The sequence below is a fragment of the Hymenobacter sp. NBH84 genome (assembly GCF_014217645.1).
Classification (GTDB): Bacteria; Bacteroidota; Bacteroidia; order Cytophagales; family Hymenobacteraceae; genus Hymenobacter; species Hymenobacter profundi.
Window position 1 is genome coordinate 1,001,314 of record NZ_CP043644.1, and the last position, 26,545, is coordinate 1,027,858.

Sequence of the window (26,545 nt, forward strand, 5' to 3'; positions counted from 1 at the left end):
CTCAGGATGACAGATTACAAAACATCACTGCCTTACTTCAACCGGCCCATGCCACCATGCACGGGCAAGACCTGGCCCGTGATGAAGCTGCTGTGGTCGGATAGTAGGAACGACGTCATGTAGGCCATATCCTGGGGCTGCCCCACGCGCTGCAAGGGGTGGCGCTTGGCGCTTGCCTCGGCCTTCTCGGGGGTGTTGAGGAGGGTAGCTGCCAGGGGCGTATCGGTGAGGGAAGGCGCGATGCAGTTCACGCGGATGTTAGCGCCAGCATACTCGGCGGCCAGGGCGCGGGTGAGGCCTTCCACGGCGGCTTTCACCGTGGCCACGCTGGTATGAAAACTCATGCCCGTTTCGGCGGCTACGGTGCTGAAAAGCACGATGGAAGCGCCATTGGCTTTTTTCAGCCGCTTCACCACGGCCTGCACCACTTGCACAGCACCCAGCACGTTCAGCTCAAAATCCTGCCGAAAATCAGCCGGCGCAATGCGCTCGAAGGGCCGTAGCCGAATGCTGCCGGGGCAGTATACCACACCGTGCAAGGTGTCGGGTAGGGAGTCGAAAGCGGTAGCGGCAAGGGGCTGCGTAACGTCGAGGGGTAGGAAGGTGGTGCCCAACTCGGCCAGCTCCGGCGACTCGTGCCGCGAGGCCGTGAACAGATTGGCTTTCAGGCCATGCAGCAGGTGAGCTGTAGCCAAGCCAATACCGGAGGATGCACCTACCAGGAGAATATTCTTATCAGCAAATTCCATGAAAAGCGAAGCAAGTGAACGGTTGAGTTTCTGCTACGCAGGAATGGCTGTAGGTGGTTATTACCAGCTCAAAAAAGCTCGACAGCTAGCAGGATTCTTTCCCGATAGCCGTCGAACTATAAGTTGATAGACAATCAATTACTCGGCAAAATACGCGGCGGCTCCGGCGAGCTGGGTATCGGCGGGCCGAGCGGTAGCTGCTGCTCGCAACGGGGTAGGGAGGCGCACTACGCAAATGCCGGGCAGCCGCAGCCACTCGGCTTGCGCCAGTTGAGCCAGCCCAATGGTACCTGTGAGGTAATGCCCGCGCACGGCCGAGCGGAAGGTTTCGTGCACCCGCGTGAAGTCGGCTTCCTGGGGGACATGCTCGTCCGTGAACGTCACCAGCACGTCTACTTCAGCAGCGTCGGGCGTCAGGGCTGAGTCGATGTTCTGGCTGATTTTCTTGTACTCGTAACGGTAGCCGTAGGTAAGGGCCGACAAGTCGCTGAGCACGGCCGAGGCGGTAGGCACCGCGCCTGCCCCGCGGCCCAGAAAAAACTGTCGGTCGGCAAAGCCGCTCTGGGTGATAAGGCCGTTGTACTCGTCCTGCACCCGTGCTAGCTCGTGCTCGGGGCGCACCAGGGTAGGCAGTACGGCAGCCGCCACGTTGCCGTCGGGGAGGCGGCGAGCCTCGGCAATGAGCTTGAGCGACAGGCCTTTCTCGCGGGCGTAGTCCGAGGCCAGGTCGCTTAGGCGGTCGATGCCCACGGCTAGGATTTGCTGGGGCGAGGTCACCAGTCCGAACGCGTGCGTGAGCAGCAGCACCAGCTTGTTGCGGGCGTCCAGACCTTCCACATCTAAAGCAGGATTGCTCTCGGCGAAGCCCAACGCCTGCGCCTTGCTTAGGGCCTCGGCAAAGGAAATGGCATCGCGGTGCATGGCCGTGAGAATGTAGTTGGTGGAGCCGTTGATGATGCCCTCCACCGCTTCCAGTAAGTCGGTGTCGTAGTATTCCTCCAGGTTCCGAATGACGGGTAAGCTGGCGCAGGCGGCAGCCTCATAGAGCAACGGAGTGCCGGTTTGACGCTGCAATTCTATCAGCTCGGGCAAGTGCTCGGCCAACATCTTTTTGTTGGCCGTCACCACGGCTTTGCCCCGGCGCAGGGCCTCGGTCACGATGTGGTAGGCTTTGTCAGCGTCGTCAATCAACTCCACAATCACGTTCAAGGACTCATCATTCAGCAGATCGGCGCGGTCGAACGTAAACAGCTCGGTGGGTAGGCTGCGCTGCTTGGCGCGGTCTTTCACGCCAATGCGGCCAATGCGGGCGCGCAGGCCGGGCGTGCGTTCTAAAACAGTGTGCAGGCCCTGGCCTACCACGCCAAAACCAAATAAACCAATACGGATGTCGGAGCGAGTCATGCGGAAAACGAAATCAAGGCAGCGGCTACTGCCGTAGGTGAGGGAAAATTTCGCCTCCACCCCAAAGCATCTCACCAAGATTTCTTCCCGAAAAGGCCCAAAAAAAGCCCTTCCGACAAGTCAGAAGAGCCAAACCCCAAAACGGGGCACTAAGCCTTTCGTAACTTATCTTCATCTGCTGTCGCAGATTCAGGATGTAGCACCTTGTAGCTATGACTACCGGTTGCTAAGGCATCGCAGGGCCTGTCCCTCCGCCTTTCTTGATAAGTGCTCCGTTGTGGGAGCGGTAGGGCAAATATACGAGGCCCGCGGTTGGCGGCAAGTATTTGCTTTCGTACTTGCTCGTAGCACTACCCACAATCGCCTTCGCACTCGCTCGGCTATGCCGAGCGAGTGCGAAGGTGAGTGCATGAGTACAAAATTGAATGGAAGTGCCTAATAATTGTCATTTTGATCGTAAAAAGCAGCCTTTTTTGTCCTTTCTGTTAAATTATTGCCTAGTTTGAGGCCGCGCTGACTAAAACACCACTACCTACTCATGAACATTCGCAAACTCCTCGTTGCCAATCGGGGCGAAATTGCCATTCGCGTAATGCGTGCCGCTACCGAATTGGGCATCACCACGGTAGCCGTATACACCTTCGAGGACCGCTACTCCCTGCACCGCTACAAGGCTGATGAGGCCTATCAGATTGGCGAAGACGACGAGCCGCTGAAGCCCTACCTCGACATTGAAGGCCTGCTGCGCATAGCCAAAGCCAACGGTGTAGACGCCATCCACCCCGGCTACGGGTTTTTGAGCGAAAACGCGACCCTGGCCCGGCGCTGCGGCGAGGAAGGCATCATCTTCGTGGGGCCGCGGCCCGAGGTGATGGAGGCGCTCGGCGACAAGGTGCGCGCCAAGGAAGTGGCCTTGCGCGAGCAAGTGCCTATTATTCAGAGCAGTGAAGAAGAGTTGAATGACTTCGAAACAGCTCGCGCCGAAGCCAACCGCATCGGCTACCCCGTAATGCTGAAGGCTGCCAGCGGCGGCGGCGGTAGAGGCATGCGCGTCATCCGCGACGACGACCAGCTGGAGAAAGGCTTCTTCGAGGCCCGCAACGAAGCCCTGAAAGCATTCGGCGACGACACCGTATTCCTTGAGAAGTTTGTGGAGCAACCCAAGCACATTGAGGTGCAGGTAGTGGCCGACGCCTACGGCAGCGTAACGCACCTCTACGAGCGCGACTGCTCGGTGCAGCGCCGCTTCCAGAAGGTAGTGGAGGTAGCGCCCGCCCTGGGCCTAGCCGAGGAACTACGCGAGCAATTATACGACTACGCCCTGCGCCTGGCCCGCGCCGTGAACTACAACAACGTGGGCACGGTGGAATTTCTGGTGAAGCCGGAGGAAGGTGAGATTTACTTCATTGAGGTGAACCCGCGCATTCAGGTAGAGCACACTGTCACGGAAATGGTCACGGGTGTCGACCTCATCAAAACCCAGCTTTACATCGCGTCGGGCTACCACTTGCAGGACCCCGAAATCAACCTCGACCCGCAGGTGCGGCCCCGCATTACGGGCTTTGCGTTGCAGTGCCGCCTCACCACCGAAGCGCCCGAAAACGACTTCAAGCCCGACTACGGCACCATTGTGGCCTACCGCTCGGCGGGCGGTTTCGGTATCCGGCTGGACCAGGGCTCGGTGTACCAGGGCGCCAAGATTCTGCCGTTTTTTGACTCGCTGCTGGTGAAGGTGTCGGCCCAGGCGCCTACCCTTAAGGAGGCGGCCGAGCGGATGCTGCGCACCCTATCGGAGTTCCGGATTCGGGGTGTGCGCACTAATATTCAGTTCCTGCAAAACATTGTGGCGCACCCTGATTTTCAGAATGGTAGCGCCACCGTCGACTTCATCAAAGACCATCCCGAGCTATTCAAGTTTGAGGTGCGCCAAGACCGTGGGACCAAGCTGCTGACCTTCCTGGGCGACATCATCGTGAACGGCAACCCCGACGTGCACGGCGCCCAGGACCCGGCCCGCGACCTGCCCAAGCCCAAGCTACCCCACTACGACGCCACCGCACCCTACCCCCCCGGCACCAAAAACCGCCTTACCGAACTAGGTCCTGAGGGCTTTGCCAAGTGGCTGCGCGAGGATACCCTCATTCACTACACCGATACTACCCTGCGCGACGCCCACCAGAGCCTGTTGGCCACGCGCATGCGCACCTTTGATATGCTGAAGGTGGCGGAGCGCTTCGCCAAGCAGCACCCCCAGACGTTTTCGCTGGAGTGCTGGGGCGGTGCTACCTTCGATGTGGCCCTGCGCTTCCTGCACGAAGACCCCTGGGAGCGCCTGGCCAAGCTGCGCGAGGCCGTGCCCAACATCCTGCTACAAATGCTGATTCGGGGCGCCAACGGCGTGGGCTACAAGGCCTACCCCGACAACCTGGTAGAGCGCTTTGTGCAGCAGAGCTGGGAAACCGGCATCGACGTGTTCCGCATTTTTGATTCGTTGAACTGGATGCCGGGTATGGAAAGCTGCATCCGGTTTGTGCGCGAGAAGACGGGGGGGCTGGCCGAGGCTAGCATCTGCTACACCAACGATTTGCTGGACCCGCAGAACAAGAAATACAACCTCGATTACTACCTGCGCCTGGCCCGACAAATTGAGGACGCCGGCGCAAACATTCTGTGCATCAAGGATATGGCGGGCCTCCTGAAGCCCTATGCCGCGCAGGAGCTGATTGCCGGCCTGCGCGATACCATCAGCCTACCTATTCACCTGCACACCCACGACACCAGCAGCCTGCAAGCCGCTACCTACCTCAAGGCTGTGGAAGCAGGTGTGGATGTGATTGACGTGGCCTTGGGAAGCCTGTCAGGGCTAACCTCGCAGCCCAACTTCAACGCCACCGTGGAGATGCTACGCCACACGCCCCGCCACCGCGAGTTCGACCAGCAGAGCCTCAACGAGTTCAGCAACTACTGGGAAGGCGTGCGCACCTACTACCAGCCGTTTGAGTCGGGCTTGAAAGCTGGGTCGGCCGACGTGTTCCAGCACGAAATTCCGGGTGGGCAGTACTCCAACCTGCGCCCGCAAGCTGTAGCGCTGGGCCTGGGCGACAAGTTCGAACTGATCAAAAAGACCTTTGCCGATGTCAATCAGCTCTTTGGCGACATCACCAAGGTCACGCCTTCTTCGAAGGTAGTAGGCGATATGGCGCTGTTCCTGGTGTCCAACAACCTTACCACCCAGGATGTGTGGGACAAAGGCCAGACGCTAAACTTCCCCGAATCGGTGCAGAGCCTGTTTCGCGGCGATATTGGGCAGCCCGAAGGCGGTTGGCCCGAGGGCTTGCAGGAGATTATCCTGAAAGGCCAGCCGGCCTACACCGAACGGCCTAACGAGCACCTCGAAGTCATCGACTTTGATGCGGAGTGGAAGGTGTTTCAGCAGAAGTTTGGGCCGAGTGTGGAGTTCACGGACTTGCTTTCCTACCTGCTCTATCCTAAAGTGTTTGAGCAATACTGGGCCTTTGTGCAGGAGTACGGCGACGTGTCGGTGGTGCCCACGCGGTTGTTTTTCTACGGCCTGCAACCGGGCGAGGAAAGCATCATCGACATTGCCCGCGGCAAGAGCATCATCGTAAAATTCCGCTCCCTAGGCATTGCCAACGACGAGGGCAAGCGCACGGTGTTCTTCTCCATCAATGGCGAAACCCGCAACTTGGAAGTGCGCGACCGCTCGGTGGAAGTGGTGAAAGTACAGCACGCCAAGGCCGATAAAGCCAATCCGCGCCAGGTAGGGGCACCGTTGCAGGGGCTGCTGTCGCGCGTATTGGTGGAACCTGGGCAGGAAGTGAAGCGCAACGCCCCGCTGTTCATCATTGAGGCCATGAAGATGGAAACCACTATCACTGCCCCCGACGATACCACCGTGGAAGCCGTAACCCTGGAAGAGGGCACCCTCGTGAATGCCGACGATTTGGTACTGACATTGGGGTAGGAGTTTATAAAAGCAGTTAGCCGTTGGCTGCTAGCGTTTAGCCTTTTCAGTAAACGAAAGACTAAACGCTAGCAGCCAACGGCTAACTGCTTTTATAAACTCTACTCCGGCGCTTCGCCGGCGTGAAACTGTGCTACCACTTGCGTACCTGCAGGGGCACCCAATAGGCGGAGGGTGTCACCTTCTAGCTGATAGCGCGTGGTTGTTTCGAGGGCGTTGAGGTAGCGGGTTTCCAGGGACACACGCGGGCAGGCCATCTTAGTCGACATAAGCGGCGAAAAGCTCAACTGATCGTTGGCAGCCAGAGTGAAGCGGCCCCGGAAGCGGTTGCAACCAGCTTGTCCTTCGGCGCGGTTGCTGCTGTCGGCAGCCAATGTCAGGTATATTTCCTGGCTGTTTTCGGGGGTAGTTACGGCAGAATCACCTAGTTGCTCGAGTACCCAATACGTACCGCGTAGGGGAGTGGTGGTTGCGGTGGGCGTTTGAGTGGTTTCGGCAGGCTCGCGGCCGGCGCAACTGCCGAGCAGTGCCGCGGTGATTACGGAAGCGAAAAACGAAGAAATACGCATGAGATAGATGAGGGAAAAAACGAGGGAATAGGCAACAAAGATGAAATCTTTTAGCTTGCCGATTGCTATTGGTTGCAGCCAGAAACGCTAGCAGATACTGCTACGCAAGCAGAACCGTTAGAACCAACAGTATAGTATCTACTAAAAAGCAATACCATGAGGCAGTACGCAACTACACGTCGGGCAGTTGGTTGGGGCGGGATTATCGCCGGGTTGTTGGTAGGATTATCCGTCCAACAAAGTAAGGCCCAAGTGAGCCAGGTGCCTACCAGCGGCAGCGGCGTGATGGCTCAGGAAAACATCAACTCCATTGCGCGTGGTGGACAGGGATACACCATTGATACGCGATATCAGGGCTTGGTAGGCTCGCCTTACGCTATTGCGCGCTGGCTGCCAGCCGTCGTCACCACCGACCATGACGTGAAGCTGCAACCCGTGCTGCTGAAATACGATGTGGTGCAGCAACTCCTCTACGCCCGTCAGCCTACCCGCACTGACTCGATGCTGCTGAACGAGAACCGCGTGAAAAGCTTCGTGCTGACAGATGCTACCGGCACGGTGCCTGAGCGCCGGTTTCGACGCTTCGTGGAGGCTCCGGAACCGGCGCAGGGCCGTGAGTTTGTGGAGGTGTTGCACGAAGGCAAGTACACGGTGCTCAAGCAGTACCAGAAGAAGCTGGAGCAAGCCAGCTACAAAGGCGCCTACAGCCAGGACAAGCGCTATGACGAGCTGGTAACCAAAGAAACGTACTACCTACGCCGGCCCGATGGCATGGTAGTGCCCATCAATAAGCTCACGCTGAAAGCCTTGCAGAGCGCGGCGCCGGAGCTAGCAGCTAAGCTGAAAAGCGAGGCCGACCGCAACAAGAGCATGGGCAAATCGGAGGCTGACTTGATAGCGCTGCTGCGGGTAGTAGACCCAACAACGTGATGCAATTGTAGAACCTACCGCAAAGCAGTAAGCTTGTCCTATGAAACACTTCTTTTTACTTGCTGCTGGCCTATTGGTTGGCTCTCAGGCCACCGCCCAAAAGCAACCGGCCGTATCGGCGGCTACTGTGGAGCGCGTGGCCCGTACCCTCACCGCCGACGACATGGCCGGCCGCCCTAGCGCCGGCCCCGGCAACCTGAAAGCTGGTCAGTTTCTGGCCGCTGAGTTCAAGCGTATTGGCTTGAAGCCGCTGCCGGCCAAGGACAATTTTTTGCAGGAGTTTGAGGCCTATGAAGCGCAGACGAGCGCCCGGACCGCCACCCTGAATGGTACGGCCCTACCCCCCGATAACATCGTGCTTTCTTCGGGTCTGCCCCAGGTGGACTGGACAAATACCGACGCGACGATACGCACAGTGATGGTAGGGGCGCAGGACAATCTGTTTCAGGTGGTGCGGCCGTTGCTGGATCTGCACGAAAACACCGTGGTCATTGTCGATCCGGCGCATCAGGCGCAGTTTAAGCGGTTGCTAGGATTGAATAAGGGGTCGGTGAAGGCCCAACAGCCAGCAGCACACGCCGTTGCAATGTTGCTGGCGACTGCACCGCTAGAAGGTGCTGCGCCTACCTACGCCGTAACGGCTACCACTACCATCAAACCCGTTGCTATGCGCAACGTGGTAGGGATACTACCCGGCCGCGACAAAAAGCTGGCCCCGGAAATGGTGGTTTTCTCCGCGCACTACGACCACCTGGGCATCACCCAGGCCGTAGCCGGCGACTCCATTGCCAATGGTGCCGACGACGACGCCAGCGGTACCACGGCCGTAGTGGCCCTGGCTGAGTACTACAAAAAAGCAGAAAAAGAACGCCCGCACGCTAGTTTTCGCAGCTTTCACGGCAGAAGAAATCGGTGGGTTTGGCTCGCAGTATTTCTCTCGTCAGCTCGACCCAGACAAGGTGGTAGCGATGTTCAACATTGAGATGATTGGCAAGGTAGCGAAGTTCGGCCCCAACACGGCTTTCATCACCGGCTACGAGCGGAGCGACTTCGGCCCGCTGTTGCAGCAGAACTTGCAAGGCTCGCCATTCCGCTTCGAGCCTGACCCGTATCCCGAGCAAAACCTGTTCTACCGCTCCGACAACGCCACGCTGGCGAAGCTAGGCGTGCCAGCCCACACCATCAGCACCGACCAGATTCCCACGGACAAGCTCTACCACTCCGTCGACGACGAAATCGAGAGTCTGGATCTACAGAATATGACGGCCGTTATCAACGCCATTGCCCGCAGCGCTACCGGTATCATATCAGGTCAGCAAACGCCCACACGCGTGGCGAAGGAGTAGGGCTATAGTGAGGTGGTGAGATAGTGAGTAAAAAAGGTGTGTCATCCTGAGCTTGCGAAGGACCTTCTCACGTGTGAACGACAGACGTCATAACGACTCGTTCTGTGGACATAAGGTCCTTCGCAAGCTCAGGATGACACACCTTTTTTACTCACTATCTCACCACCTCACTACTTCGGCAGCCGCACGCTGAGGCCGGCGCCTACCTGCGGGGCGGCGCGGCCTTCGCGCCAGGTGTTGCCGGCGTTTAGGTCGAGGCGCAGGCCGGGTAGGGGGCGCCAATAGAGGCCACCCGTGAGGCCCGGCTGCCAACCGTAGGTGCGTTGCCAGAAGGTATAAGTTTCCGCAAAAAAGCCAACGGTGGGCAGAATAGCACCATTTAGGGCCAATGTACCCAGGTATTGCCCTTGGCTGGTTCCTTCGGCCCGAAACCCACGCTGCCGAAAGCCTACGTTGGCCTCCAGGCCGTAGCGCTGGCCCAACTGCTGCGACACTAGCAGGCGAGCTGCCGGCTCGTAGGTTTGATTAAGGTAGGACGCGTCACCGGTAGGCAGTGTCAGCTCAGTGAGTAGCACCACCTGAGAGCGGGCGTCTTGGTTGCTGGAAGCCAAGAACTTAGCGCCCACCGTAAGGGGCGCGAAGCCGTTGGGATAAGAGGGTAGGCTAGGTTGCGGCGCATCGCCAAGGGTAGGACGTGCGGAAACATCAGCCAAATAACCTTGCGAAGCCCGCAACTCTATGTGGTTGAAAAACCCTACCCGCAATAGGGCCGACGAAAGCGTGCGGCGCGGCCCCAAGCCGTCCGGCGGCGCGTAGCGCAACGTCCCCAACTCTACCTGCACCTGGCCGGGATACAGCATGCTCGTCGTAACGGTTTGGCCGGGCCGGTCGGGGCGGAGGTTGCGGATAAAGGGTGTTTCTGCGTTGGCAACAGGGTTGGAGGGGAGGCTTTGGGCCAGGGTGCGGGCCGAGCCGGCGAGCAGGAGCAAGCCGGTAGCCGTCAGCAGAGTGGTCGTGCGCATAGCTCCCGACACGCTTGAGCGGCGGAAAGTTCAGTGAATGAGTAGGCGAGGTACGGGTAGAAAAACCGTCTGTCAAAAAAACAAGTGTCATCCTGAGCTCGCGAAGGACCTTATCACGTTAGGACAAGTCGTTGTTACGCTTGTCGTTCACACGTGAGAAGGTCCTTCGCAAGCTCAGGATGACAGACGGTTTTTCTACTTCACAAGCTCGTCTTACTTCGCCTGCTGGATTTCCTGCGTAGCTTTTTCAATCTCCTGCTGGGCCTGGGTAGCCGTAGCACCGGTTTTGCGCTGTTGCACATCACCCAGCAAGCCCAGCACCGCCCGGTCGATGCCGTACTGCTTGTACTTGATGCCCAGGTCTTTCACGCGGGTGAGGGCAGCATTGAAGACAGCCGGGTCGGTGGTGCGCACCATCACCTCGTCCATCGCTTCCAGCATGTTGATGCGCTGCTGCGCACCGGCCTCGTCGAACTGCGCTTGAATGTAGGGCCATTGCGCCGCGTCACCTTGCTTGGCGTATACTTCCACAATAGCTTCAGTGAGGGCACCGTGGCTATCGGCTTCCAGTGTTTTGGCGCGGCTCAGGGCCTCAGTGGGTTTGGTCAGGCTCAGGCCGTTGAGGGCTGCGCCTTGCACGTTGTACGACTGGTTGTCGAGGTACTTTTCGTAGAGCTTTTGGTCGCGCTTGTCGTTGAGAACGGCCAGATTTGTGAGCAAGGCGGCCTGCACGGCGGTTTCCTTCTCCTGATTCAGCTGTTTGCGCAGCGCGTCGGCGGCTTTTTTGCGTATATCGGCATTCTTCAAATCCAGCGACTGTGCAGCGGCCAGGCGCAGGCCGTAGAACTTGTCGTTGAGGGCCGAGAGCAAGAGAGCACGAGCAGCGGCATCGTCCTTCTGCCGCGACTGGGCCGCTACCAATGCCTCGCGCCGGTCGAGGTACAAGGGCGCGTGCTGGTATTGATACACGTAGGCGCTAAAGGGCTTGTTGTCGGTTTTCTGCCACAGCATCATTTTGGTGGCATCCACGTTCACCAACTCGGGCTGGCTGGCGGCGGCAAAGCTGAATGTTTGCGTGCCTTCCGTCATTAGCACTTGGTGGCGCTCGGCCTTGCCTTTCACATACACATCAATAGCCAGGGGTAGGATAAACTTCTGTCCTTCCTGCGTTTGCTTGATGGTCACGCTTTGCTGCTTTTTAGTCGCATCCCAGCCGTAATCGATGGTAACAACAGGATGGCCGGCCCCAAAGTACCACTGGTTGAAGAACCAATTCAAATCCTTACCCGACACGGCCTCGAAGGCCAAGCGCAACTGGTGGGCTTCGCCGTTGCCGAACTTGTTGTCGGTGAGGTATTTGGTGAGCGATTTAAAGAATACATCGTCGCCGAGGTAGGTGCGCAGCATGTCCAGGATGGCGCCGCCCTTCTGGTAGGTCACGCCATCAAACATATCCTCTTTATCGGCATAGTGGAAGCGCACGAGGTCTTTGTTCTCGTTGCCGGGGCCGCTGAGGTAGCGCCGGATGTAGCCGAAGCGGTGGGCATCGGCGGCGTCTTTGCCATACTTGTGCTCGGCCCATAAAGCCTCCGAGAAGTCGGCAAATGACTCGTTTACAGTCAGGTTGCTCCAACTCTCGGCCGTCACGTAGTCGCCAAACCACTGGTGAAACAGCTCGTGCGCCACAATAGATTCGCTGCTGCCGTAGGGGCGGTCCAGCATTTCGCGGGCCGTGCCGGCCACCGCCTCACCGTGTAGGGTAGCAGTAGTGTTTTCCATGGCGCCGCTCACGTAGTCGCGAGCTACCACTTGGGCATACTTGTTCCAAGGATACTCCACGCCCAGACGGTTTGAGAAGAACTCCATCATTTCGGGCGTTTTGCCAAAGATTTCCTTGGCGTAGGGCGCGTATTTGGGCTCCAAGTAATAATCGACGGGCTTGCCGCGCCACGTGTCGTGCGTGATTTTGAAGTCGCCCACGGCCATCATAAACAGGTAGGGCGAGTGGGGCAGCTCCATCTTCCAGGTATCGGTGCGGAGGCCGGCGCCGGCGGGCTTGCTGTCGGTCATTTTGCCGTTGCTCAGCGTCACGTACTTGCTGGGCACGGTCATCGAAATCTCCGAGGTCGTTTTCTGGTTGGGCCGGTCAATGGTCGGGAACCACGCCGAGGAGCCTTCCGTCTCGCCCTGCGTCCAGATTTGCACGGGCTTGCCGGCCACCGAGCTGTCAGGGTTGATGAAATAAAGACCCTTGGCATCGGTAATGGCCGCCGAGCCTTTCACTTTCAGCTCGTCGGGCTTGGCTGTGTACTCTATATACACTGTGTAGTCGGTGCCCGGCTGCACGGTTTTGCCCAGGTTGATGCGCAGAAATTCTTCGTCGTACGTGAATTTCAGCGGCTGATTGGCATTGCCATTCACCAGGGCCACTGTCTGAATATCCATGCCCTTGGCATCGAGCTGGAGCGAGTCGGTGGGGTAGGCGTGGGGCTTTAGCGTCACCCACTCTTTGCCGTAGAGGTAGCGCTTTTTATAGTCGAAGCGTACATCGAGCTTGGTGTGTACCAAATCGTTGCGCTTCGTAGCAGTGGCACGGTAGGGGGTAGCCTCGGCAACATTGGTAGCCGTAGCCGGGGTTTGTGCTTGCACAGTAGCGGCGGTCAGAAACAGACCCAAGCTCAGCAAAAAGGCTTTATTCATCAGAGAAAAATAGATGGAAAGGGAATTGTGACGCAAAAGAAGCGAAAGTACCGCGAAGGTTGCCTAATGGGCTGTGTATGCCGAGCGTAGCGGCCGGCCGAACGGTGTAGAGACGTATACTTGCGTCTCGTCGTTGAACGTCCGCCGCCTAAATCGTTCAACGACGAGACGCAAGTATGCGTCTCTACACCGTTCCTATACCGCTTGTGAAGAATCGCGCACCAGCAAATCGGGGCGGAGCACTACGCGGCGGGGCGAGAAGTCGCCGGAGGGCTCGGCCAGAATTTCCAGGAACAGGCGCACGGCGGCCTGGCCCATCTGCTCGCAGCGCTGGTCGATGGTGGTGAGCATGGGCTCAGTGAGGGACGTGAAGGTTTCGTTGCTGAAACCGGCCAGGGCCATGTCCTGGGGTACGCGCAGGCCGCGCTGCTTGAGCGCCTGCAAGGCACCCACGGCGGCAAAGTCGCTGGCCGAAAACACGGCGTCCGGCGGGTTGGGTAGGGAGAGCAGGTGCGCAATACCAGCCGCTCCATCTTCCATTTTCATGTTGCCGATGTGGATTAGGTCTTCCTCCACGGGCAGGTCGTGCTCCCGCAAGGCATCGAGGTAGCCCTGGCGCCGGTCTTTGTAAATATTGAGGTGCTGCGGGCCGCCGAAGTGCGCAATACGGCGGTACCCTTGCTGAATGAGGTGCTTGGTGGACTGGTAGCCGCCGGCGCGGTCATCGAGTACCACGGCACTCACATCCAGCCCATCCAGCACACGATCAAAAAATACCAGCGGAATCTGCTGCCGCTGCACCTTCTCGAAGTGCCGGAAGTCGCGCGTGGTGCGCGATAACGACACCAAAATACCTTCTACCTGCGCCCCCAGCAGGGTTTCGATGTTCTGGCGCTCATGGGCCACATCTTCGTTCGACTGGCAGATGAGTACGTTGAAACCGGCCTTGGTGGCTACCGTTTCAATGCCCTTCACCACCAGTGTAAAGAAGTGCCCATCAATGTGCGGCACAATCACGCCCAGTAGCTTGCTACGGCCCTTGCGCAGGCCAGCGGCCAGGTGGTTGGGCTGGTAGTGCAGCTCTTTCGCCAGCTTCCAGACACGCTGCTTGGTGGCGTCGCTGATGCTGGGGTGGTTGCTGAGTGCCCGCGAAACAGTGGAAACGGAGATGCCCAACTGCTGCGCTAGGTCGGTAATGGAGGCTTTCGTGCGGGCCAAGGGAGGGAGGGTAAGGAAGCACAACGGTTGCCGCAAAGTTGCGCAAATTGTTGCGCAATCTCACGAATAAAAACCTGCGAATGGATGCGCTGCTGGCTCAGTTACGGGCGCACATCATCGCCAACAACACAGCAGATACTGCTACCGAGGTGCTGGCTGGGGCGTGTAGGTAGGACCCTGGCAGCGTGGGCCCTGATCGGTCCAAAGCAACTTGTCGATACACAGTTGTCGTTCGGTCATGCCTTCGTTCCAGGCGTGGTACACCAGGTACTCGGTTTTGCCATTGGGGCTCATGATGTGCGAGTGGTGGCCGGGACCGCGCACTTTGCCCGGAATGGAGTGGAGCACGCGGGCACCTTTGTCGGAGCCGGTATCCTGGTAAGGTCCCATGATGGTATCGGCCACGCAGTAGTCCACGCCGTAGCGGTCAGTTAGGAAATTAGCACCGCTGTAGAAGCAGTAATATTTGCCCTTGTGCCGACGCACGAAGGGGCCTTCCAGCGTGTGCCACTCCGCAAAGGTGCGGTTGTCGTAGAGCGGCATGGTGCGATTTTTCTCGAACACGGTCCAGTCGTGGCGGGCGCGCATCACGGTGCGGCTTTCGCCGGCCAGCTTGGTCATGCCTACGAGGCGGTCTACGGCCAGGCCGGTGCCGGGGCGGTAGCCGTTGTCGGTGTCCGTGAAGTCGCGGGCGTAGAATAGGTGCCATTGCCCATCGGTGTCGCGGAAAGCGTGGGCGTCGATGGTGAACTTGCTCTCGGGCACGTCCAGCATGGCCACCTGCTGGTAGGGGCCTTCGGGTTTCTGACTGGTGGCCACGTAGAGACGGTGACCCACGGAGGAAGCAATGGCCCCGCCGCCTTTGGAGTAGTACATATAAAAAGTGCCCGCATGCTCTACCACTTCCGGCGCCCAGAAGTCTGCGCCTTCGGCCTCGGGCGGGGGGAGAAGGGCACCATCCGTTGGCTGCCAATCAATTAGATTGTCAGAAGTAAGCAGCGAGAAAATACGGCCATCACTCGTGCGGCTTTGGCCAGTGGTACCAAAAGCATAATAGCGCTTGCCGTGGCGTAGCACGAAAGGGTCGGGAAAAGAGCCAGAGTAGACGGGGTTGGTATACGTGCGGGCCGCACCCATAACCTGTTGGTGAGCAAGAGCCAGCGCAGCCAAGCCAGCAGCTGACTGTTGCAGAAAATGACGACGAGAAAGCATAAAAGGCAAGAAGTGATGTAGATACTCTCAGCAAATAGGCGCATTTTTCACCGAATATGCAAACGTTTGCATCATTGGGTAAAGTCGGTTAGCTTGCAGATTCTTATCTGGATAGGACTCCACAAATAGAAATATGCATCCTGATTAGCGCGGGTAGTAATGTAATGCGAAATCTCATCAGACAGTTTCTATAAACAGTCAACCTGTTGTTTCGATACACTATTGTTCTTGGGTTTTCAGACAAACGTTTGCATGAAATATAGCACAGTTCAACCTTCCACCAGCTTGTCTTATCACCATGGCCAACCCAGCAAGCTGGTTGCCCGGCATGTATGGCAGGCACTGCGGTATGGCGTAGCTCTGAGCCTGCTAGTGGTGGTGCTGCCAGCAAAAGCGTGGGCCCAACAATCTTTCACGAACCCATTGCAAACCAATGGCCCCGACCCGTGGGTAGCGCAACGCAACGGGTACTACTATTACACCAATACGCTCGGCAACCGCATCGCACTCTGGAAAACCCAGCAGCTAAGCGAGGTAGGGAAAGCGCAGCCCGTTACGGTCTGGATGCCACCAGCCACCGGTCCTAACTCCACCCAGATATGGGCGCCAGAGCTGCATTACCTCCAGGGCAAGTGGTACCTCTACTACACCGCCGCCGACAAAGCCCACCCCGACGATGACCACCGCTACGTGTTTGTGCTGGAAAATGCCTCGGCCGACCCTACCCGGGGCCAGTGGGTAGACAAAGGCAAAGTGAACACGAAGTATACTGGCCTCGATGGCTCGGTATTCAAACACGGCGACAAGCAGTATTTTCTCTACTCGGCTTACGTGGGGCCGCAAAGCGTGCTCTGCATTGCGCCCCTGCAAAACCCCTGGACGATTGATCAAAGCAAAGAAGCCATCATCGCCCGTCCTACCTACGCGTGGGAAAAAGGCGGGGGTAGGCAGATTCTGGAAGGACCGGAGTTCTTGCAGGGCAAAAAAGGCCAGCTGTTTATTGTGTACTCGGCCAGCGCCTGCTGGGACGACAACTACTCGCTGGGCATGCTGACTGCCGCAAAAGGCCAAGACCCGCTCCGGGCCGAGTCGTGGACCAAGGCACCGCAGCCGGTGTTCAAACCCTCGCCTGAAAACCACGTGTGGGGCACCGGCCACAACGGTTTTGCCAAGTCGCCCGACGGTCGGGACTGGCTAGTGTACCACGCGAAATCACAGGCCGATGGCAAATGTGAGGGCCGTAGTTCCCGTATGCAGCCCTTCACTTGGCGCCCCGATGGCTCGCCCGATTTCGGCGTGCCGGTTTCGTTGGAAACACCCCTGCGTTGGCCCGCGGGTCGGTAGGGTAGGGATTGTCATTTCGAACGCAGTGAGAAATCTGATGCTTGCAACTGGTGGAATCGTCAGCTACTGACAGACCTCAGATTTCTCACTGCGTTCGAAATGACAGATAATTCGCCTTTTCGCTTTTCATCTTTCCATTCCCACTTTCCCTACCCTATGAAAAAACTATTGCTCTATCTGTCGTTGGCGCTGCTGACGACCACCGGCGCGCAGGCGCAAAAGACGAAAGCCAAGACCAAAAGCCGCGCCGTAGCTACGGCCACCACCGGCCAGATGTGGTCGGCCGACAAGGCCAACGCCTGGTACAAGCAACATCCCTGGATTAATGGGGCCAACTTCACGCCCAGCACGGCCATCAACCAACTGGAAATGTGGCAGGCCGCAACCTTCGACCCCGCTACCATCGATAAGGAGCTAGGCTGGGCCGAGGGTATCGGCTTCAACGCCATGCGCGTGTTTCTACACAGCGTGGCCTGGAAAGAAGACCAGGCGGGCTTCAAGAAACGCATGAACGACTACCTGGCTATTGCCGACAAGCACCACATCCAGACGATTTTCGTGTTTTTTGATGACTGTTGGAACAAGACGTCGCAGCCCGGCACACAGCCGGCGCCCAAAACCGGTATTCATAACTCGGGTTGGGTGCAGGACCCCGGCGACCCGGCCTCGCGCGACTCGGCTACCTTCATGGCCCTGAAGCCCTACGTGCAGGACGTGGTGCGCACGTTTGCCAATGATAAGCGCATCTTGCTTTGGGACTTATACAATGAGCCCGGCAACTCCGGTAAGGGCGATACGTCGTTGCCGCTGCTGCGCAACACCTTTGCCTGGGCCCGCGAAGTCAACCCTTCGCAGCCCCTGAGCGTTGGCCTGTGGAACTGGGACTTTGAGAAGCTGAACGCCTTTCAGCTCGGCCATTCCGATGTGGTGACCTACCACGATTACGAGGAAGAAGCCTGGCACCGCCGGGTAGTGCAGCTGTTGAAAGCCAACGGCCGCCCACTGATCTGTACCGAGTATATGGCCCGGCCGCGCAACAGCCGCTTCGCCACCACCATGCCCATGCTGAAAAAAGAGAACGTAGGCGCCATCAACTGGGGCTTGGTTGACGGCAAAACCAACACAAAATACGCCTGGGATACGCCCCTGGCCGATGGCTCGGAGCCCATTGAGTGGTTCCACGAAGTGTTCCGCAAAGACGGCACGCCCTACCGCCAGGATGAAGCCGACCTCATCAAAAAGCTGAACGGTAAATAAGCTATGACTCTGTTAATTTCCTTACGCACGCTCCCTCCAATGAGAAGCATAGCACCTGTGCGGTGGCTGAGCAGCTTGCTGCTGAGCGTAGCACTGCTAGGCGGGGTAGGGGGCTGCACCCGCCCGGCTGCTACCGCCCCCGCCGATGCGTCTGCTACGACTACAGCTCCAGAGGCTACTTTCACTAATCCGCTGCTACCCTCCGGCGCCGACCCGTGGAGCATCTACCACGACGGCTATTACTACTACACACACACCACGGGCCGGAACATTACGCTCTGGAAAACCAAGTCGCTGAGCCAGTTGGGTACGGCCGAGAAGCGCGTGGTATGGACGCCTCCCGCCACTGGCCCCAACTCCCGCGAAATATGGGCGCCGGAGCTGCACTACCTGCGCGGCAAGTGGTACGTGTACTATGCCGCCGATGCTGGCAACAACCAAACGCACCGCCTCTGGGTACTCGAAAACGACTCGCCCGACCCGTTGCAAGGCACCTGGACCGACAAAGGCCAGCTCACCGACGCTACCAACAAGTGGGCTATTGATGGTTCCATTTTCGAGCACAACAAGGAGCTGTATATGGTATGGTCGGGGTGGGAAGGCGACGTGAATGGCCGCCAGAACATCTACCTGGCCCACCTGAAAAACCCCTGGACCATAGACGGCCCGCGTGTGCTGGTGTCTACCCCTACCTACCCCTGGGAAAAGGACGGCGACCTGGGCGCCACCAGCAACCCGCCCCACGTAGATGTGAACGAAGGCCCCGAGGTGCTTAGCCACGGCAATAAGCTCTACCTCATCTACTCCGCTAGCGGGTGCTGGACTGATTCCTACAAGCTTGGGATGCTCACGGCCTCCGCCAAAAGCGACCTGACCAAGCCCGAAAGCTGGACCAAAAGCCCCGAGCCGGTGTTTCAAGCCAACCCCACTAACGGCGTGTACGCGCCCGGCCACAACAGCTTCTTCAAGTCGCCGGACGGCAAGCAGGACTGGATTCTCTACCACGCCAACAACCAGCCCGGCCAAGGCTGCGGCGGGTTCCGCTCGCCCCGCGCCCAACGCTTCACCTGGAACGCCGACGGTACGCCCAACTTCGGCGTGCCGGTAGCGACGGGTACGCCCCTGGCGCGGCCGAGCGGGGAGAAGTGAGCGAGGGAAGGATATAAAATCTGTCATCCTGAACGCAGTGAAGGACCTTATCACGCTGAACTATTATCGTATTAACGACTCGTTCAACGTGATAAGGTCCTTCACTGCGTTCAGGATGACAGGCAGTCTCTGACTTACAAATTAGCCTTGTAATGCACTTCCGGCAGCTCGCGGAGGCGCTGGGCGGCGTACTCAGCGGTGATGTCGCGCTGGGCTTCGGCCAGCAATTCGTAGCCTACCATGAACTTGCGCACGGTGGCCGAGCGTAGTAGCGGCGGGTAGAAGTGCATGTGCAGGTGCCAGCTTTCGTGCTCCTGGCCGTCGGTGGGGCGCTGGTGCAGGCCGGCGGAGTACGGGAACGAGGTCTGGAACAGGTTGTCGTAGCGAATGGTGAGGCGGCGGATGATGTCGGCGAAGGCTGTGCGCTCCTCATCCGATAGCTGGGTGATATCCTGCACCACGCGGCGTGGCAGCACCAGGGTTTCGTAGGGCCAGGCTGCCCAGAAAGGCACCAACACCACAAAGTGGTCATTTTCAACTACCACCCGCTCTTTGGTGCGTAGCTCTAGGGCCAGGTAATCGGCCAGCAGGGTCTTGCCGTGCTCCTTGTAATACGCTTCTTGCTGCACGGTTTCTTTGGCCGGGTCGCCGGGCACGTGGCGTTGCGCCCAGATCTGGCCGTGCGGGTGCGGGTTCGAGCAGCCCATCATAAAGCCTTTATTCTCGAAAATCTGCACGTAGTTGATGTCCGTTTGGGCGCCCAGCTCTTGAAACTGCTCCACCCACACATCCACTACCCCACGGATGGCCTCCACGCTCATTTCGGGTAGGGTGAGGTCGTGGCGGGGCGAGAAGCAAATCACGCGCCCTACTCCCGATTCGGCCTTGGCTTGCAGCAGTCCTTCCACGTTCAGGTCGCCAGCAGGTACATCTGCTTGCAGGGCGGCGAAGTCGTTGTCGAACACGAAGGTGCCGGTATACTGCGGGTTATGCTCGCCGTTGGCGCGCACGTTGCCGGGGCAGAGGTAGCAGGTAGGGTCGTAAGCGGGGCGCTCGGCCCGGTCGGGCTCTTCTTGCTGGCCCTGCCACGGCCGCTTCGAGCGTTGGGGCGAAACCAGCATCCACTCCCCCAGCAAGGGGTTGAAGCGGCGATGGGGGTGGTCGTTGAAGTTGAATTCAGCCATAACGGTCTGGAATCTGAAAGGTGAAAAACAGGCCCTACGCGGGCGCCGGTGGGGTAGGAAGCATACGTAGGTAGCGCCGCCTCCGCCGAAAATGGCAACAGGCTAGCGTCGGCTATCTGGCTTCCGCTCCGATTCTATGGTAGTTGGCAACGCTTCTACCCCGGCCACAATGGAGGTTTTGTACGTCTCCAAGTGCAAGCCTAGGCGGCTTTGGTATTCAGCCGCTGCCCGCTCGCAGAAACTGTCCACCAGCTCCGTAGGCACCAGGTTGATGGTGCAGCCGCCAAACCCGCCGCCCATCATACGGGAGCCCAGAATGCCGGGCGTTTCGCGGGCAATTTCCACCAGCACGTCCAGCTCGCGGCAGCTCACTTCGTAATCGTCGCGCAGTCCGGCGTGTGAGGCGTACATCTCCTGTCCAAATGCGGCTAGGTCGCCCTGCACCAAATGCTGGCAGGCGGTTTCTACGCGTTGGTTTTCCCGCACCACGTAGGTGCAGCGGCGGTATACTACATCGCCCAGCTCCTCGCGGTGCTGCTCTAGTTGTGCCAGGGTAGCATCGCGTAGGCTTTCGATTTCGGGGTAGTACTGCTGTAGAATCTGTACGCCCTTCTCGCACTCCTGGCGGCGGGTGTTGTACTCCGAGCTGGCCAGGGAATGCTTCACGCCGGAGTTGCACAATACAATATGGCAGGTAGCGGTGTCGAACGGGAAATACTCGTAGTCCAGCGAGCGGCAGTCGAGGCGCACTACGTGGTCGGCTTTGCCGAATAGGCTGGCAAACTGGTCCATCAGGCCGGAGCGCACGCCCGCAAACTGGTGCTCGGCCTGCTGCCCAATTAGGGCCAGCTCCATCCGACTGAAACCGGCAGCAAGCAGCTGATTTAGCGCAAACGCCAGTCCGCACTCCACCGCCGCCGACGACGACAAGCCAGCCCCAATGGGCACGTTGCCGCCGAAAGCACAATCGAAGCCCGGCACCGTAACGCCCCGCTGTTGAAATCCTGCCACCACACCTTTGAGGTAGTTGGCCCACTGGGTTTTGCCCGGCTGCACATCCTTCAGGTTCACTACGTAGTGCTCCTCCTGATCTACGGAATACAAGCGCGCTTCCAACTGGTCATTCAGCGCCACGGCAAAGCAGATTTCCTTATCGATGGCTGCCGGCAACACAAAGCCGTTGTTGTAATCGGTGTGTTCCCCGATCAGATTGACCCGGCCCGGTGCTCGGATCAATAGGGGAGTAGCAGAAAAGTGTTGCCGAAAAGCGGCCTCAACGGTAGCTGAAAGCATATTACAGAGAGTAAATGGAACAGAAGGATGAATGCAAAAGAACAAAATTTACGCAAACGTTTGTCCGATTGTCAGTAAATAGTTCTCAAGAGTTGATAAGTCTTTTGTCAGTAGTGGTTTATAAGTCCAATACTTCCCTGTCAAAGACTTATAGAATGCTTTAAATTATAATTATTTAACGTAAAATGTTGAATTTAGCGCACTGAACACCTAAAATTGCATTTATTCTTTCGCGCAAGGTGGTGCTCTTTTGACTCGCTTGGTTACCCGGTATCTTGGTAAATTCCCGTTATCAGTACGTTGATTTGCGCTCTAAGGCCTTTTTTTCTGCTTATGTGCAAACGTTTGCGAATATTTTATTGACGATTTATAAGCAAACGTTTGCAAGAAGTTTCCCATTCCCACTTCCCTTTTAGTTATCCCTCATGAAAAAGAATGTACGTTACCTACAGCAGATAGCGCTACCCTCGCTACTCTGCTGTTTGCCGATGACGTTGGCGGCCGCAGCGCCGCCAGTAGCACGCACTGCAACCCACGATGCGGTTGAAGTGGCTGATGTAGCCCTATCGGGCCGAGTAGTAGATGAAACAGGTACGGGCCTACCCGGTGTAAACGTAGTTGTAAAAGGTACCAGCAATGGCACCCAAACCGATGCTGATGGTAGGTATACTCTTACGGTACCAGACAATGCTACCGTGGTTTTTTCTTTCGTGGGCTACACCAGCCAGGAGGTAGCCGTGAATGGCCGTACTTCTGTTAACATTTCGTTGGCACCCGATGCCCAGACGCTGAACGATGTGGTGGTAGTGGGCTACCTCACGCAGAAGCGCGAGGATGTAACGGGCTCCGTGGCCTCTGTGGGAGCGCGCGAGGTGAAGCAAGCGCCTGTAGCTACCCTGGGCGAGGCTATTCAAGGGCGCCTAGCCGGTGTGCAGGTTACCAATACAGGTATACCAGGTCAAGCTCCTGTGGTGAACATTCGAGGAGTAGGGTCTATTTCCAGTGGTGGTGGGCCACTCTATGTGGTTGATGGTCTGTGGACAACCAACCTACGCGACTTTAACCCACAAGATGTAGAAAGTGTACAGGTGCTGAAAGACGCGGCTTCTCTGGCTCCCTACGGATCTAGCGGAGCCAACGGTGTCATCATCATCACTACGCGGCGTGGTAAGGCGGGCACCCCAGCCATTAACTTCAACGCCTACGCCGGGGTGCAAAACATTCGGAAGACCTATGATCTGATGAATGCACAGGAGTGGGCCAACATCAACAACCAAGCGCACGACAACGCAGGTGTTGCTCGCTTACCCTTTGCCAATGCACTGCCGCGTCGTAATGCCAACGGGGAGTTAGATCCGAATGGGCAGATAGTAGATACCGATTGGCAGAAAGAGTTTATAAAGCAAGGATCAGTACAAGACTATAACCTGAGCTTTTCGGGTGGCAATAACGGCGAAAAAGGATCCAGCAATTTTCTGATAGGGGCTGGTTATTTCAACCAGAAGGGAACAGTAGTTGGGCCGAAGTTCGAGCGCTACAGCATGCGTCTGAATTCCGGCTTCACCCGCGGACGCCTACGGGTAGGCGAAAGTGCTCTGCTGACGCGGACCAACCAAACCCGCTTAAATGGCACGCCCTTCAACGATCTGGGCCGAATGCTGCCTGTCATTCCGGTGTATGACAACACGCATCCGGGTGGTTTCGGGTATGGGGATAACAATGCGCCAACGTACGGCACCAACCCGATTGCACTGCAAAAGCTGTTTAACAACACGGGTACTTCCAACCGGTTACAAGGGAGCATCTACGGTGAGTTCGACATTTTCAGCTTCCTGCGCTACCGGTTGAACTTAGCTACGGAGTATCATGCCTACCATGACCAGGAAAAGCGGCAATACGGCTTCTGGCGCTTCGGCGACCCTGATAACCCGTCGTACTATGCCGAAAACCAAGGGAATGAGCTTTTTGGGCTAGCTGAAAATACCTTGACGTTTGACAAAAGCTTTGGAGATCATAATGTGACAGCAGTAGCTGGTTATAGCGTACAGCGTCAGCACAATGAGTTTACACGCGGTCGAAATAACGACTATGGCGTCGGACCCAACTACAACTGGGCGCTGAGCGCTGGTAGTACCGCCCCACAGGTAGAGGGCAATCAATACACTTGGGCTAAACAATCCTTCTTTGGCCAGGGTACTTACGATTACAAACAGCGCTACCTGCTCACGGGGGCTATCCGCCGAGATGGGGTTTCACGTTTCGCTGACCGATGGGGTACTTTCTGGGCGGCTTCAGCCGGTTGGCGTATCTCACGCGAAGCATTCTTTGAAGGCTTAAACGATAAAATCAGCAACCTGAAGCTACGTGCTAGTTATGGCGGCTTAGGCAACGACTTTATTGGCGGCGCTTACGGAGGATCCTACCGTTATCAGGGGACCATCAATCCCAATGTGAACTATCCGTTGGGGCCTAGCCAAACTATCCTGAATGGTCAGATTCAAACGGCCTTAGCTAGCCCAGGTATTACGTGGGAAGAGCGCCGCACAGCGAACATAGGGTTTGATGCCGGCTTCCTGGAAGACCGTATCACATTGTCAGCTGATTATTACGTATCGCAAACTCGTAACGCGCTAGTCGACCCACCCATCGCGCTAATCTATGGTAATGATGGTGCCAACCCCTACCAGCCTATTGGGCGCTTGGAAAACAGAGGCTTTGAGCTAGCCTTAGGCTACAATGAAAGCCGTGGTACGTTTAAATATGGCGTTAGTGGTAACCTGACCACGATTCGTAATAAAGTAACGCGTTTAAATGACGCAGCAGGTAATCCATTCTTCTTCTCGAACAATTTTAACAATTTCGAGCTGGCACGCACAGAAGCCGGGTATGAACTTGGATCTTTCTACCTCTACCAGTTCGATGGTATCTTCCAGCAAGGCGAAGACATTGCCAGCAGTGCCCAGCCCAATGCCCAACCCGGTGATGTTCGGTACAAAGATGTGAATGGCGATGGGGTAATTACTACAGAAGACATTCAACACGTTGGACGGGTATTCCCGAAAATCCAGTATGGCCTGAATCTGAATGCCAGCTATGCCAACTTCGATGTGACGGCTTTCTTCCAGGGAGTGCAGGGCAATAATGTTCTGAACCTTAGCCGCTGGTGGCTCGACCGCCTGGATGACAACAGCAACTACCGTAGCGACCTGAACCCTTGGACAACAACGAATCCTTCTACTACCACCCCGCGCGCTATTATTTCTGGGGCATCGGCGGGTGAGAATGCTCGGTTGAACTCTACCCGGTGGTTGGAAAATGGGTCTTATCTACGCCTGAAAACGGTACAACTCGGCTACACCATTCCGGCTACGGCGCTAGAGCGCTTGAAGGGGGTAGGCAGCCTGCGGGTGTATGTAACAGGGCAGAACATATTTACCATCACCAAATACAAAGGCTATGACCCCGAAACAGCCGGTGCTGGCACCCTGGCACGTGGAGTAGACGACGGCAGCTACCCCAACATCCGCACGTTTACGGCTGGCATACAGCTTGGCTTCTAAGCTTTCTTCTTTCGAAATTCCATGAAACGATATCCTCTTCATATTGCTGCACTGGTAGGCGGTTTGCTGCTGACTACTGGGTGCGAAAAAGATCTGCTAGACCAGACGAACCCCAACGAAACCGTAACGGAGCTGTTCTGGCGCAACGACAACGATGCGGTAAAAGGCATTAATGCTGCCTACAGTGGTTTGCAGCAACTGGGTACCTACCGCCGGTGGCTCAACTTTGCTTATGACTTGCGCTCCGACGAGGGGCTGAGTAACAGTCCTTGGGGCGAGCTATCCAACTTCACGAAGTTTATCATCACCAACTACAACTTCGAGGTAAACCAAAATATCTGGCGCGACCATTACCGGGCTATCTGGCGCACCAACCAAGTGTTGGCAAATGTGCCTAACATTGAGATGGACGCCCGACTGAAAAGAAGAGTAGTGGCCGAAGCGCACTTCCTGCGCGCGCTGTTCTACTTCAATCTAGCGTCGCTCTATGGTAATGTGCCGTTGGTGCTAGAGCCAATAGATCCGCCTGCACTGTCAGGGCAAGCAACAGAAGCACAGGTGTGGGAGCAAGTATACACCGATTTGCAGGAAGCAATAGGCTCCGATTCTGCCCCTAATTTATATGACACGTACGCTGGCAACGACTTAGGCCGGGCAACGGTAGGAGCAGCCCGTACCTTGCTGGCAAAAGCATATATGCAGAATGGTCGTTGGGCTGATGCCAGCGCCCAGTTTCAAAAAGTAATAGGTTCTGGTAAATACAGCCTGACCGGCGCATACACGGATAATTTCCGTCACACTTCGGAGAACAACTCGGAATCTATCTTTGAAGTACAGTATTCGGACGCTAAGCTTGGCGGTAATGATGGCGACGATGCCACTTCCTCAGAAGGCGGCCAACGCTCGCAGTTCTTTGGGCCGCTCGGCGTAGGGTATAGCGATGGGGAAGTGCGCACCTGGGTAGTGAATGAGTTCCTGAAAGAAGGCACTGCCGCTGGAACTCGCGATCCGCGCCTGGCGGCTACCGTTTTCTACAATCGCCGGCAGTTTGCCACTGCGCTACCTGTTGATGCTGATACGCTTGTATATGGCAGAGGCTACTGGTCGCGCTACCCTGATCTTGCGAATAGGCAGCGTGTCTACTGGCGTAAATATCAAACCGACTATTACCGCAACACAGAGAACTTCGATTCGCCCATCAACTTTCGGGTGATGCGCTATGCCGATGTGCTGCTGCTACAAGCCGAAGCATTAAATGAGCAAAGCCGAACAAGTGATGCTATTCCCCTTATCAACCAAGTGCGCGAGCGTGCCGGCTTAGCACCGTTGGTAGCGGGTAACTTCAATCGTGAAAGCTTGCGCACACAGCTGATGCACGAGCGTATTACCGAGCTTACCGGCGAGGGCCTGCGCTGGTTTGACTTGCAACGTTGGGGCTTGCTAAAAGATCAGGCAGGAATAAGCCAGCTGAAAAGCCGCGACCCTGACTTCAACAACTTTGAGTTGAATAAGTCGCGTTTGCTACCTATTCCGCAACAAGACATTGATTTATCCAAACTACAGCAAAATCCAGGCTGGTAATGATGCCACAAAAAGCCGCCGCGCCTGCAACGGGTGCGGCGG

At 57.1% G+C, this 26,545-nt stretch carries 18 protein-coding genes and 1 riboswitch; of the genes, 9 read left to right on the forward strand and 9 right to left on the reverse strand.

Features of this window, described 5'->3' with window-relative positions; all coding sequences use genetic code 11:
- Positions 1 to 32: 32 nt before the first annotated feature.
- Both F1C16_RS04165 and F1C16_RS04170 read right to left on the reverse strand, forming a co-directional pair.
- The gene (locus tag F1C16_RS04165) at positions 33 to 749 is read right to left on the reverse strand and encodes an SDR family NAD(P)-dependent oxidoreductase (RefSeq protein ID WP_185283103.1); all 717 of its coding nucleotides are present in this window, start codon (positions 747 to 749) and stop codon (positions 33 to 35) included.
- Between the two features lie 138 nt (positions 750 to 887).
- Positions 888 to 2,153: a homoserine dehydrogenase gene (locus F1C16_RS04170; protein WP_185283104.1), complete on the reverse strand. Its 1,266-nt coding sequence runs from the start codon at positions 2,151 to 2,153 to the stop codon at positions 888 to 890.
- A gap of 162 nt (positions 2,154 to 2,315) precedes the next feature.
- A riboswitch (SAM riboswitch) is annotated at positions 2,316 to 2,423 on the reverse strand.
- Positions 2,424 to 2,691: 268 nt separating this feature from the next.
- Between F1C16_RS04170 and F1C16_RS04175 the strand changes: the two genes are divergently transcribed.
- Positions 2,692 to 6,138 carry a pyruvate carboxylase gene (locus tag F1C16_RS04175; protein ID WP_185283105.1) on the forward strand — a complete coding sequence of 1,149 codons (3,447 nt, stop codon included), beginning with the start codon at positions 2,692 to 2,694 and terminating at the stop codon, positions 6,136 to 6,138.
- A 101-nt stretch (positions 6,139 to 6,239) separates the two neighbouring features.
- Here the strand turns inward: F1C16_RS04175 and F1C16_RS04180 are convergent, their stop codons facing one another.
- Positions 6,240 to 6,707, reverse strand: a complete 468-nt coding sequence (locus F1C16_RS04180) for an META domain-containing protein (protein WP_185283106.1) — start codon at positions 6,705 to 6,707, stop codon at positions 6,240 to 6,242.
- A gap of 156 nt (positions 6,708 to 6,863) precedes the next feature.
- On the opposite strand from F1C16_RS04180, the gene F1C16_RS04185 reads away from it, so the two are divergent.
- From F1C16_RS04185 to F1C16_RS22795, 3 genes are read left to right on the forward strand one after another with little or no spacing between them, the layout of a single operon-like run.
- Positions 6,864 to 7,637 (forward strand): hypothetical protein, encoded by a 774-nt coding sequence (locus tag F1C16_RS04185; RefSeq protein WP_185283107.1) that lies wholly within the window; start codon positions 6,864 to 6,866, stop codon positions 7,635 to 7,637.
- Between the two features lie 40 nt (positions 7,638 to 7,677).
- The gene (locus tag F1C16_RS23290; RefSeq protein ID WP_219733399.1) at positions 7,678 to 8,619 is read left to right on the forward strand and encodes a M28 family peptidase; all 942 of its coding nucleotides are present in this window, start codon (positions 7,678 to 7,680) and stop codon (positions 8,617 to 8,619) included.
- Complete coding sequence (locus F1C16_RS22795; RefSeq protein ID WP_219733492.1) at positions 8,546 to 8,983, forward strand: M28 family peptidase; 438 nt, start codon at positions 8,546 to 8,548, stop codon at positions 8,981 to 8,983. Before F1C16_RS23290 ends, F1C16_RS22795 begins: the two co-directional genes overlap by 74 nt.
- A gap of 170 nt (positions 8,984 to 9,153) precedes the next feature.
- On the opposite strand, the gene F1C16_RS04195 is transcribed toward F1C16_RS22795, so the two are convergent.
- The 4 genes from F1C16_RS04195 to F1C16_RS04210 all read right to left on the reverse strand — a co-directional run bounded on the left by F1C16_RS04195 (position 9,154) and on the right by F1C16_RS04210 (position 15,135).
- Complete coding sequence (locus tag F1C16_RS04195) at positions 9,154 to 10,005, reverse strand: transporter (RefSeq protein ID WP_185283108.1); 852 nt, start codon at positions 10,003 to 10,005, stop codon at positions 9,154 to 9,156.
- A gap of 213 nt (positions 10,006 to 10,218) precedes the next feature.
- Positions 10,219 to 12,705 carry a M1 family metallopeptidase gene (locus tag F1C16_RS04200; protein ID WP_185283109.1) on the reverse strand — a complete coding sequence of 829 codons (2,487 nt, stop codon included), beginning with the start codon at positions 12,703 to 12,705 and terminating at the stop codon, positions 10,219 to 10,221.
- Between the two features lie 195 nt (positions 12,706 to 12,900).
- The gene (locus F1C16_RS04205) at positions 12,901 to 13,923 is read right to left on the reverse strand and encodes a LacI family DNA-binding transcriptional regulator (protein ID WP_185283110.1); all 1,023 of its coding nucleotides are present in this window, start codon (positions 13,921 to 13,923) and stop codon (positions 12,901 to 12,903) included.
- Between the two features lie 141 nt (positions 13,924 to 14,064).
- Entirely contained in the window at positions 14,065 to 15,135 is a 1,071-nt protein-coding gene (locus tag F1C16_RS04210) for a glycoside hydrolase family 43 protein (RefSeq protein ID WP_185283111.1), read from the reverse strand.
- Positions 15,136 to 15,420: 285 nt separating this feature from the next.
- Here F1C16_RS04210 and F1C16_RS04215 point away from each other — a divergent pair, with 285 nt between their 5' ends.
- The 3 genes from F1C16_RS04215 (at position 15,421) to F1C16_RS04225 (ending at position 18,885) form a co-directional block, all read left to right on the forward strand.
- Positions 15,421 to 16,479, forward strand: coding sequence for a family 43 glycosylhydrolase (locus F1C16_RS04215; RefSeq protein ID WP_219733400.1), 1,059 nt, complete (start codon positions 15,421 to 15,423; stop codon positions 16,477 to 16,479).
- A 156-nt stretch (positions 16,480 to 16,635) separates the two neighbouring features.
- Positions 16,636 to 17,736, forward strand: coding sequence for a cellulase family glycosylhydrolase (locus F1C16_RS04220; RefSeq protein WP_185283113.1), 1,101 nt, complete (start codon positions 16,636 to 16,638; stop codon positions 17,734 to 17,736).
- Positions 17,737 to 17,775: 39 nt separating this feature from the next.
- The gene (locus tag F1C16_RS04225) at positions 17,776 to 18,885 is read left to right on the forward strand and encodes a family 43 glycosylhydrolase (RefSeq protein ID WP_185283114.1); all 1,110 of its coding nucleotides are present in this window, start codon (positions 17,776 to 17,778) and stop codon (positions 18,883 to 18,885) included.
- A gap of 134 nt (positions 18,886 to 19,019) precedes the next feature.
- On the opposite strand, the gene F1C16_RS04230 is transcribed toward F1C16_RS04225, so the two are convergent.
- Positions 19,020 to 20,069, reverse strand: a complete 1,050-nt coding sequence (locus F1C16_RS04230; RefSeq protein WP_185283115.1) for a UDP-glucose--hexose-1-phosphate uridylyltransferase — start codon at positions 20,067 to 20,069, stop codon at positions 19,020 to 19,022.
- A 102-nt stretch (positions 20,070 to 20,171) separates the two neighbouring features.
- Positions 20,172 to 21,362 carry a galactokinase gene (gene galK, locus F1C16_RS04235; protein WP_185283116.1) on the reverse strand — a complete coding sequence of 397 codons (1,191 nt, stop codon included), beginning with the start codon at positions 21,360 to 21,362 and terminating at the stop codon, positions 20,172 to 20,174.
- 425 nt (positions 21,363 to 21,787) lie between these two features.
- Here galK and F1C16_RS04240 point away from each other — a divergent pair, with 425 nt between their 5' ends.
- Both F1C16_RS04240 and F1C16_RS04245 read left to right on the forward strand, forming a co-directional pair.
- Positions 21,788 to 24,922, forward strand: a complete 3,135-nt coding sequence (locus F1C16_RS04240) for a TonB-dependent receptor (RefSeq protein ID WP_185283117.1) — start codon at positions 21,788 to 21,790, stop codon at positions 24,920 to 24,922.
- A 21-nt stretch (positions 24,923 to 24,943) separates the two neighbouring features.
- Positions 24,944 to 26,503 (forward strand): RagB/SusD family nutrient uptake outer membrane protein, encoded by a 1,560-nt coding sequence (locus tag F1C16_RS04245; protein WP_185283118.1) that lies wholly within the window; start codon positions 24,944 to 24,946, stop codon positions 26,501 to 26,503.
- Positions 26,504 to 26,545: the final 42 nt, after the last annotated feature.